Raw genomic sequence first — 7,938 nt, forward strand, 5'->3', positions numbered from 1 at the left:
GGCGCGTCGGCGCCGTGCTGCGCCGACGGCCCCCGGATGGCCCCTCAGCGGCGGCCGAGCCTGCGCTCGCCGCCCGCTCCGGTGCTGTACGGAAGCCCGTAGTGGGCGAAGATCTCCGGCTCGTTCTCCGCGAGCAGTTCGCCGTCCGTGTCGATCGAGGGGGCTTCCTTGGCCACCTTCCTGTCCCAGGGGACCTTCAGATAACCCGGTCCGACCGTGGCCTGGGCCAGCGGTACGAAGACCAGCCGCCGCTTGGTCGGCAGTCCGATCGTGACCGTGGCGAACGACGGGACGTCCGTCGCCGTGTCGACGTAGACCGCCTCCAGGGAGCCGATCCTCCGCTTCTCCGCGTCCACCACGTCGTGGCCCCGCCACTCCCGGATGTCATCAGCTTCGAACATGTCCGTCCCGCCTCCTCGTCCGCCGGCCCGCTGGGCGGGTGCGGCGCGCGCCGCCCGACTCCCGCGTACCCCAGATTTCCAGGACCAGCGCCGGATCAGCGGCGCGAACCGCCGGTGCCCGCGCGAAAAAGCACTGGTGGCCGCGCGGACCGCACCGGCATCCTGTCGCCATGCTGATCAGGGAAGCCACCACCGAGGACTGGCCCGCCATCTGGCCGTTCTTCCACCGGATCGTCGCGGCCGGCGAGACTTTCACCTACCCCACAGAGCTCGGCGAGACCGAGGGGCGCGACTGGTGGCTACAGGTGGCGCCGAACCGTTCCGTCGTGGCCGTGGGCGACGACGGTACGGTCCTGGGCACGGCCAAGATGAACGTCAACCACCTGGGCAACGGCGCGCACATCGCCGGCGCCAGCTACATGGTCGACCCGGCGTACGCGGGGCGCGGCGTCGGCCGGGCGCTCTGTACGTACTCCATCGACTGGGCCCGCGCGGCGGGTTTCCGCGCGATGCAGTTCAACGCCGTCGTCGAGACCAACACGTACGCGGTGAAGCTCTACCGCTCCCTCGGTTTCGACATCCTCGGCACGCTCCCCGAGGGGTTCCGCCACCCCGCGGAGGGCTATGTCGGCCTGCACATCATGCACCGGAGGCTCTGACCCTCCGACGTGCGCGCGCCGGCCGTCACGGCCCGGGGAACCGCCACCTGACCAGGGCCGCCCCGAGGCCGAGCCAGACACCGGCGAACAGCCATCCGCCGAGCACATCGGTCGCCCAGTGCACCCCCAGGTAGATCCTGCTGAGCCCCACCGCCACCGCCCAGCAGCCGAGGAGCACCATGAGCGGGCACGCCACGGACGGCCACCCGGTGGCCCGCCGGTCCCCGCGCGCCCCGCGGCGGCTCGCACGGGCCACGCCCCAGACCAGCACCCCCGCCGTCAGCGCCGACGTGGTGGTGTGCCCGGAGGGGAAGGCGAAGCCGGACGCGTGCGTGGCCCAGTCCTCCACCGGGGGCCGGGGGCGGGCGATCGTCCGTACGAGGCCGTACCGTACGGCCTGGCCCGCGAGCAGGAACAGCAACGCGCCGCCCGCCCCGTACAGCCGCCGCCGGGTGCCGCTTCCGGCGAGCGCCCCGGCGAGCAGGGCGCCCAGCCAGGGGAGGACCCCGGTGCCGCTCGCGGTGACCGCCCTCGCCAGGGCCTTCGCCGTCGGCGGGCGGTGGTCCACCGACCAGTCGAGCGCGCTCCGGTCCACCGGGAACGGTGCGCCGTGGCGGCCGGCGACCGCCACGGCCAGCAGGGCGAAGGCCACGGCGCAGAGCGGCACGACGACGAGCGGCGGCGGCAGCCACCGGGTCCGCCGGCCCACCGCCGCCGCTCCGCTCACCGCTTCGCCACCAGCGGGCGCAACCGCGTGGCGTGCAGCCGCTCGGCCACCGGCGCGGTCGCGCGGCGCGCTCCCGCCATCAGGGTCCCGGCCACGGCCGCCCCCACGACCAGCCCGAGCACCACGTCGTGCGGATAGTGCGCCCCGACCCAGACCCGCGAGGCCCCCATCGCCACCGCCGCCGGTACGGCGAGCGCGGCGAGCCGGCGGTCGGTGAACAGCAGCGTGACGGCGATCGCCGCCGCCAGTACGGCGTGGTTGCTGGGCAGCGACCAGTCACCCGGCGCGGGACACGCCTCGACGGTGACGGTCCGCAGCGTCTGGCAGGGCCGCTGCTCCCGCAGGAGCGCCTTGAGCCCCGTACTGACGACGAAGGCCGCCACGACGACCAGGGGCGCGGCCAGTGCCAGGGCCGCCCCGGCCGAACCGGCGGGGCGGGCGCGCCACCACGCGGCCAGGAGCAGCGCGCCGAGCAGGACGAGACCGTACGTCGACCAGAGGGAGACCGCGGTGTCCAGCCAGCCGGGGGAGCGGTGGGCCAGTTCGTTGACGGAGGTGTACAGCCCGTCGTCGAACCAGCGGTCGCCGCGGGGGAGGGGCGGAGCGTTCAGTGCCGTCACCGCGACTCCTCTTCCGCCACGCCGCTCACGGGCGTCCCTTCCCCGGCCCTGCGGCGGGAGCGCCGCACCTCCAGGGCCACCGGAGTCAGGGAGACCAGCACCACGAGCGCCACGATGGGCAGCAGATAACGGTCGACATTCGGTACGGAGGAGCCGAGCGCGTACCCGGCGAGGACGAGACCGACGGTCCAGAGCAGGCCGCCGGCGACCTGCCAGAGGGTGAAGACCCGGGCGGGCACGTTCAGCGCGCCCGCGAGCGGATTGAGCACGGTCCGCACGACGGGGACGAAACGGGCCAGCACGACGGCCTTCGCGTGCCCGTACCGGTCGAGCAGTTCCTCGGCGCGGTCCGCCGCCTCGTGCAGCTTGCGGGCCCGGCTGCGCGCGAGCAGCGCCCGGCCGCCGCGCCGGCCGATCCAGTAGCCGGTCTGCGCGCCGAGCAGCGCTCCGGCGACGGAGGCGACGAGCACCTGGTCCAGTGCGAGGTGTGCGGAGCCGCCCGTGCCGGGGACGCTGAGCAGTCCGGCGGTGAACAGGAGCGAGTCGCCGGGGAGGAAGAAGCCGACCAGGAGGCCGGTCTCGGCGAAGAGGACGACGGCGATGCCGAGGGCGCCGAACGCGGAGAGCAGGGATCCCGCGTCGAGCAGGTTCACGGCCTGCGGCATCGTCGCGAGCACGGATACGGCCATAGAGGGGCTGCTCCCATAATGGTGGGCAGGGATGTCCTGCATGACGATCTGATTGACTACAGATCTGTAGACGGTCTACTTCACTGTAGACGAAAGAAGTGGGAGGAGCGTTCCGATGGGCGAGGAGAGCCCGGAGCGGCGTCCGGCGGGCGAACTGGAGGCCGGTGTGCTGGCGGCGCTGTGGGCCGCGGACGGCCCGCTCACCCCGGGCAGGGTCCAGGAACAGCTCGGCGGGTCGCTCGCCCGTACCACCGTCACCACCATCCTGTCGCGGCTGTACGAGAAGGGCGCCGTCACCCGGGTCAGGGCCGGGCGCGGCTACGCGTACACCCCCACCGAGGACGCCCCCGGGCTCACCGCCCGCCGGATGCACTCCGAGCTGGCGAAGGACGAGGACCGCAGCGCCGTCCTCGCCCGGTTCGTCTCCCAGCTCAACGACGAGGACGAGCGGCTGCTGCGCTCCCTCCTGGACGGTGGCGCCGCGTGATCTCCGTCATCTGGGTGCCCCTGCTGATGCCCTTCCTCGCGGTGCCCGCCGCCCGCCGGGCCGCGGCGCTCCTCGCCCCCGGCCGCGCCGCGTGGCTGCTCACCGTCACCGCGCTCGTCCTGGCCGCGAGCAGTACCGCCGCACTGGCACTGCTCGTCGTCCCGGGCGCGTCGTACCTCCCCGTCGTGGCCGTCCTCGGCGACCTCGTCCGCCCGCTGGCGGAAGGGCCGCCCGCGGTGACCGTCGCGCTCGCCTCGGCCGCCACCGGTCTGCTGCTGTGGCGTACGGCCGTCCTCGGCGCCGCCATCCGCGGCCACCGCGCCGAGCTGCGCCGGGCCAGGGCCGCCGCGGGCGGCGGGGGCGCGGAGCTGGCGGTCCTGCGGGACGAGCTGCCCGACGCGTACGCGCTGCCCGGCCGCCCCGGCCGGATCGTCGTGACCACCGGGATGCTGCGCGCCCTGGAACCGGCCGAGCGCGAGGCGCTGTTCGCCCACGAACGCGCGCACCTGCGCGGCCGTCACCACGTCCTCCTCCAGGCCGTGGAGCTGGCCGCCCTCTGCCACCCGGCCCTGAGGGGCCTGCGCGCACCACTCGGCTACGCGCTGGAGCGCGCCGCCGACGAGGCCGCCGCCGCGGCCGTGGGCGACCGGCGCCTCGCGGCCCGCGCCATCGGCCGCGCGGCCCTGGCCACCCGTGGCGCGTCGGCCTCCGCGACGGGCAGGCCGCGCGCCGCCCTGGCCGCCGCCGCGGGCCCGGTGCCCCGGCGGGTCGCCGCGCTGCTCGGCCCGGCGAGGGACGGCGCGACGGGCCTGCCCACGGCCGGCCGCCTCCTCGCGGGCGCGCTGCTGGTCTGCCTCGCGGTGTCCGGGGCCACGGCGGTGGGGGCGGCGGACACCCTGCACGCGCACATCGAGATCGCCCAGGGGGAGATCCCCTCGCGCTGACCCCGGGCCCGCCGCCGTCCGGCCCACGCCCGCCCTCGGGGCTCAGCCGAGCAGCCTCCCCAGTTGCAGGGTGTCGCCCGGCGACGCGCCGGGCGCGTACTCGTGCAGCGCCGCCGCCGGCTGCGGGGACCAGAACACCGGCTCCAGACGCGCCGGTCTCTCCGGCACCGGCTCGTGCGCGCCGGGCGTCGGCAGCGCCCGGTCCATCCGCAGCGCGTCCACCGACTCGGCGAGCAGCTCGTACTCCGTCGTGTCGTCGCGGGTGGCCACGCGGATCAGCCGGCCCGCGGCCAGATGCTCCGCGATCATGTCCTGGTGCGCCACGTCGTCGCGCCACGCGCGGAGCGTCGTCGGTACGTCCGGCACCCCCCGGGCCACCGGCGCGAGCGCCTCGGCCGGAAAGTGATGGCTCTCGGGGCTGGGGTCGAGTCTTTCCGCGATCCAGGTCGCGCGATCCCGCAGCCACCACAGGGCAAGTGCCAGAGTGGGGGCGCGATAGGTGCCCAGAGGAACGCCGATTCGCTGTCCGCCGCATATTCCGTACGCGGTGACATGGCACAGGAATTCGTCATGCACGGCCGCTCTCCTTGCGCCGTTCTGTGGGGCCGGGTGGCCTGGGCCGCAGTGCTGGGGCGGTGCTGAGGATGGTGCCGGGCGGTGCTGTGGGGGGCGTGCGCGGGTGAAGCGCCGGGCGGATCCGCGAGGCCGTTCTCCCCGGATGGGGGAGCTGCCCCTTCCGCGGCTCTCGTGCCCGAACTTCCAACTATGCGTGGTGTGTTGACGGGTTGTCACCATGCGGTTCCGGACAGATTCCGGGATCGCGCGCGACACGCCCGTACATAACCATGCGGCTATATGCCCGTAGAGGTATATTCGAAACATGCCCATACCGTTCGATGTCCTGGCAGAGCCGAACCGGCGGAAGATCCTCGATCTCCTCCTGGAGCGCCCGTACACGGTCGGCCAGCTCACGGAGCGCCTCGGGCTGAGCCAGCCGGGCACCTCGAAGCATCTGCGCGCGCTCCGCGAGGCCGGGCTCGTCCGGGTCCGGCAGGAGGCCCAGCGCCGCTGGTACGAGCTGCGGCCCGAGCCCCTCGCGGAGCTCGACGCCTGGCTCGCCCACTACCGGCATCTGTGGGCCGGCGCGTTCGACGCGCTCGAACGGCATCTCGACGCGATGGAGGACGACCCCTCATGAACACGACCCCGCACGACATGAACACGACCCCGCACGACTCCACGCTGACCACGGCCGACGGCCGCAGCGCCCTGCGGATGGAGCGCAGGCTCCCGCACCCGCCGGAGAAGGTGTGGGCCGCCCTCACCGACCCCGCGGCCCTCCGCGGGTGGTTCCCCGCCGAGGTCACGGTGGACCTCACCCGGGGTGGCCCGATGAGCTTCCGCTTCCCCGGCGCCGAGGCCGGCGACCCGGGGACGACCGGCACGGTCACGGACGTCGAGGAGCCCCGCCTCTTCGCCTTCACCTGGGGCACGGACCATCTGAGCTGGACCGTCACCCCGGACGGCGAAGGCTCGCTCCTCACCCTCGTCCACACCTTCGGCGACCGGCCGGGCGCGGCGAGCTTCGCCTCCGGCTGGCAGCTCTGCGTCGGCGCCCTCGCCCGGCTCCTCGACGGCGCCCCGGCCGGCACCGGCCGGGACAGGGGCGGCCTCCACGAGTCGTACATCAGCCGGTTCGGCCTCGACCGGGGGACGGCCGAGCCCGTCGGTCCCGTCGGTCCCGACGGCTCCGAGGGGCGTCGGGTCCGCTTCGAGCGGCAGCTCGTCCGCCCGGCCGAGACGGTCTGGGCGGTCCTCTCGGCCGGGATCGAGCCGGTGGCGGGCCTGCCCGTCCCGGAGGGCTTCACCGCGGCCACGGCCCCGGCGGGCCCGGTCACGGAGGTACGGGCCCCCCGGTCGCTGACGTACGCCGTCGAGCCGCACTCCGCGGTGACCTGGGAGCTGGGCGAGGGTACGGGGCACGGCGCCCGCCTCGTCCTCACCCAGACCGGCCCCGTGAACTGGGACACGGACGCCGCGCTCGCCGCCTGGCGCACCCGGATCGAACAGCTCGCGGCCGCACTCGTGGACGCCTGACACGTCCCCGCCGCTCTCCGGTCACGGGCCACCCGCGCCCGCCCGAGGCCCCCGAAGCCACCCGATGGGAGAGACGGCGGGGCGCCTCGTTAGGGTGCCTTGAATGTTTGCTCCGCGGTTTCCCCCCACGAACGTGTCAAGAGGCATTCGCGCCGCCCCGGGTCCCCTCCGGGAGGTAACGTGACTCAGACAACCGAACAACTCGCAGGTCAGGAACGGTATGTACGGTCCCGGCCGGCCGTGGAGGCGGCAGCGGCGGCGCCGCCTCCACCGGCGAAGAAGCGTGACGCTTTCTTCGACAATGCGAAGTACCTGGCGATCGTCCTGGTCGCCATGGGGCACGCGTGGGAGCCGCTGCGGGACGACAGCCGGGCGGTATCGGCGCTCTACATCGTCGTCTACGCCTTCCACATGCCGGCGTTCATCATCATCTCCGGCTACTTCTCGCGCAGTTTCGACTTCCGCCCCGACCGGGTGCGCCGGCTGCTCACCGGCGTCGCCGTGCCGTACATCGTGTTCGAGATCGCGTACAGCCTCTTCCACCGGTGGGCCGCGGACGACCCGTCCATGCCGATCAGCCTGCTCGACCCGTGGTACCTGACCTGGTTCCTGCTCGCCCTGTTCGTCTGGCGGATCACGGCGCCGATCTGGCGGCTCGTCCGATGGCCCGTTCCCCTCGCGCTGGGCATCGCGGCGCTCGCGACGACCTCGCCGGACATCGGTGACGACCTCGACCTCCAGCGGGTCCTGCAGTTCCTGCCGTTCTTCGTGCTCGGCCTGCGGCTCAAGCCCGAGCACTTCCAGCTCGTACGCCGGCGCGAGGCGCGGATCCTGGCCGTTCCCGTCGCCGCGCTGACCGTGGTCTTCGCGTACTGGGCCGTCACCCGGATGAACATGGGGTGGTTCTTCCACCGCGACAGCGCGCAGGAGCTGGGCTCCCCGTGGTGGGTCGGCGTGCTGATGACCTTCGCGCTGTTCGGCTGCTCGCTCGTGCTGACCGCCTGCTTCTACGCCTGGATCCCGGGCCGCCGCATGTGGTTCACGGCGCTGGGCGCGGGCACGCTCTGCGGCTATCTGCTGCACGGATTCCTCGCCCAGGCAGCGAGCACCTGGGGGTGGTACGGCGCCGAGTGGCTGCACACCCCGCTGGGCGCGGTCTTCGTGACGCTCCTCGCCGGAGCCGTCGTCACCCTGCTCTGCGCGGCGCCGGTCCAGCGGCTCTTCCGCTTCGCCCTGGAACCGGAGATGGCCTGGGCCTTCGAGAAGGACCCCGTGGAGCGGCACGGGAAATAGCCACCCGGGGGAGAGCGGAAG

10 protein-coding genes and 1 pseudogene are annotated in these 7,938 nt (G+C 73.9%); 6 read left to right on the forward strand and 5 right to left on the reverse strand.

Annotated features, from left to right (window positions below; all coding sequences use genetic code 11):
• Nucleotides 1-44: 44 nt before the first annotated feature.
• On the reverse strand, nt 45-401 hold the full coding sequence (locus ACFXPL_RS33115) for a PRC-barrel domain-containing protein (protein ID WP_384926623.1): 357 nt from the start codon (nt 399-401) through the stop codon (nt 45-47).
• A gap of 170 nt (nt 402-571) precedes the next feature.
• Between ACFXPL_RS33115 and ACFXPL_RS33120 the strand changes: the two genes are divergently transcribed.
• On the forward strand, nt 572-1,060 hold the full coding sequence (locus ACFXPL_RS33120; RefSeq protein ID WP_384926625.1) for a GNAT family N-acetyltransferase: 489 nt from the start codon (nt 572-574) through the stop codon (nt 1,058-1,060).
• A gap of 25 nt (nt 1,061-1,085) precedes the next feature.
• On the opposite strand, the gene ACFXPL_RS33125 is transcribed toward ACFXPL_RS33120, so the two are convergent.
• The 3 genes from ACFXPL_RS33125 to ACFXPL_RS33135 are packed head-to-tail and all read right to left on the reverse strand — an operon-like array spanning nt 1,086 to nt 3,096.
• Nucleotides 1,086-1,787, reverse strand: coding sequence for a phosphatase PAP2 family protein (locus ACFXPL_RS33125; RefSeq protein ID WP_384926627.1), 702 nt, complete (start codon nt 1,785-1,787; stop codon nt 1,086-1,088).
• Entirely contained in the window at nt 1,784-2,407 is a 624-nt protein-coding gene (locus ACFXPL_RS33130) for a phosphatase PAP2 family protein (RefSeq protein ID WP_384926629.1), read from the reverse strand. Before ACFXPL_RS33130 ends, ACFXPL_RS33125 begins: the two co-directional genes overlap by 4 nt.
• A complete protein-coding gene (locus ACFXPL_RS33135; protein WP_384926631.1) occupies nt 2,404-3,096 on the reverse strand; it encodes a DedA family protein in 693 nt (230 codons plus the stop codon). Before ACFXPL_RS33135 ends, ACFXPL_RS33130 begins: the two co-directional genes overlap by 4 nt.
• Before the next feature lie 115 nt (nt 3,097-3,211).
• Here ACFXPL_RS33135 and ACFXPL_RS33140 point away from each other — a divergent pair, with 115 nt between their 5' ends.
• Entirely contained in the window at nt 3,212-3,583 is a 372-nt protein-coding gene (locus tag ACFXPL_RS33140) for a BlaI/MecI/CopY family transcriptional regulator (protein WP_384926633.1), read from the forward strand.
• On the forward strand, nt 3,580-4,527 hold the full coding sequence (locus tag ACFXPL_RS33145) for a M48 family metalloprotease (RefSeq protein WP_384926635.1): 948 nt from the start codon (nt 3,580-3,582) through the stop codon (nt 4,525-4,527). The genes ACFXPL_RS33140 and ACFXPL_RS33145 overlap by 4 nt, the downstream gene beginning before the upstream one ends.
• A gap of 189 nt (nt 4,528-4,716) precedes the next feature.
• Here the strand turns inward: ACFXPL_RS33145 and ACFXPL_RS33150 are convergent.
• A pseudogene (locus ACFXPL_RS33150) lies at nt 4,717-5,103 on the reverse strand (hypothetical protein); the annotation flags it as partial.
• Between the two features lie 304 nt (nt 5,104-5,407).
• Between ACFXPL_RS33150 and ACFXPL_RS33155 the strand changes: the two are divergent.
• From ACFXPL_RS33155 to ACFXPL_RS33165, 3 genes are all read left to right on the forward strand, one after another.
• Entirely contained in the window at nt 5,408-5,725 is a 318-nt protein-coding gene (locus ACFXPL_RS33155; protein WP_384926637.1) for an ArsR/SmtB family transcription factor, read from the forward strand.
• Nucleotides 5,722-6,624 (forward strand): SRPBCC family protein, encoded by a 903-nt coding sequence (locus tag ACFXPL_RS33160; RefSeq protein ID WP_384926639.1) that lies wholly within the window; start codon nt 5,722-5,724, stop codon nt 6,622-6,624. The genes ACFXPL_RS33155 and ACFXPL_RS33160 overlap by 4 nt, the downstream gene beginning before the upstream one ends.
• A gap of 180 nt (nt 6,625-6,804) precedes the next feature.
• Nucleotides 6,805-7,917, forward strand: a complete 1,113-nt coding sequence (locus tag ACFXPL_RS33165) for an acyltransferase family protein (RefSeq protein ID WP_384926641.1) — start codon at nt 6,805-6,807, stop codon at nt 7,915-7,917.
• The last annotated feature ends 21 nt before the right edge of the window (nt 7,918-7,938 follow it).

The sequence above is a fragment of the Streptomyces sp. NPDC059092 genome (assembly GCF_042756365.1).
GTDB lineage: Bacteria > Actinomycetota > Actinomycetes > Streptomycetales > Streptomycetaceae > Streptomyces.